General features: G+C 77.9%; 2 protein-coding genes. Both read right to left on the minus strand.

The window, feature by feature from the left end:
• On the minus strand, positions 1–857 hold an 857-nt coding region (locus tag PAI11_RS11165), incomplete at its 3' end, for an MlaD family protein (protein WP_040599926.1).
• Positions 854–1229, minus strand: a 376-nt coding sequence (locus tag PAI11_RS27155) for a hypothetical protein (RefSeq protein WP_040599927.1), incomplete at its 5' end; no start/stop codon positions are given. The genes PAI11_RS27155 and PAI11_RS11165, both read right to left, overlap by 4 nt.

Genomic DNA, 1229 nt, shown 5'->3' on the forward strand with positions numbered 1-1229 from the left:
TCGAGGTCGCCGCCGAGCCGCTCGACGGCGCCGACGGCGTCGCGGGTCGCGGCCAGGGTCTCCGGGAGCGCCGCGACGGTGCGGCGCAGGTCGGCGGATCGCGCGCCGCCGACCGCGAGGGTCGCGCGGGCGGCGGCGATCGTCCGCCGCAGGGTCTCGTCGCGGCGGCCGACGGTCGAGAAGAGCACGTCGAGGTGGCCGACGAGCCGCTCCAGCAGCAGCCGCCGGCGGGCGAGCTTGGCCGTGACGGCGTCGGCCGAGCGGGTCAGCGGCTCGATCTGCCGCAGCGCCGCGGCCAACGGCCGTCCGCGCCTGCCGCCGACGCCCTGATCGAGCTGGCCGACCAGCAGCTGCAGGTAGGTGCGGGTGTCGGCGTCGAGCGTCGAGACGACCCGGCTGAAGGGCACGCTGGCCGCGGTCGCGTCGACGCCGATCCGGTCGCCGTCGGTCAGCGCGCGGCCGTCGCGGCGACCGGGGGTCAGCTCGACGACCAGGTCGCCGAGCTGCGAGCGGGGCCGGATCGTCGCGCGGGTCCCGGCGTGGAGCTTGCCGGCGGTCCCGTGGTCGAGTCGCAGCGACAGCACGGCGCGCCCGTCGCGGTGCGCGATCCCGGTCACCCGGCCGCTGTCGACGCCGGCGATCGTGACCATCGCCTCGTCGCTCTCGCGCAGGCCGCCGGCGTCGGCGACGGTCGCCTGCACGGTGTAGCCGGCGCCCTCGAACGGCCAGGCGCGGTTGATCTGCAGGACCCAGCCGACCAGCGCCAGGCCGACGAGCCCGAGCAGGACCAGGACGGTGCGGCCGAGCGGCGGCAGCGGCCCGCCGGCCGGGCGCAGGACGCGGCGGCGAGCGCTCATGGCGTGCACAGCTCCAGGCCGGAGAGCAGCTTGCCGAGGCCCGCGTCGAGGCCGCTGATGGTGGCGCAGGGCGGCAGCGGCACGCCGAGGCCGGTCAGGAACCGGATCTGGAAGCGCATGAAGTGGCCCTCGCCCTGCTGCAGGCCGTTGCGCGGATCGGCCGGCTGGAAGTAGCGCGAGGCGCCGCCGCCGCCGGCGAACATGTTCAGGAAGGCCAGGTACGAGGGCAGGCCGAGCGTCGGGGTCGGCTTGGCGAGCGCCGGCAGCAGCGACCCGTCGAGCGTCCGCAGCGTCGGGGCCAGGCGCGCGACCAGGGCCCGGGTCGCCGGCGCGGCGGCCGCGGCCCGCTCGAGGGCGGCGCGGCCGTCGCGC

The organism is Patulibacter medicamentivorans, from assembly GCF_000240225.1.
GTDB lineage: Bacteria > Actinomycetota > Thermoleophilia > Solirubrobacterales > Solirubrobacteraceae > Patulibacter > Patulibacter medicamentivorans.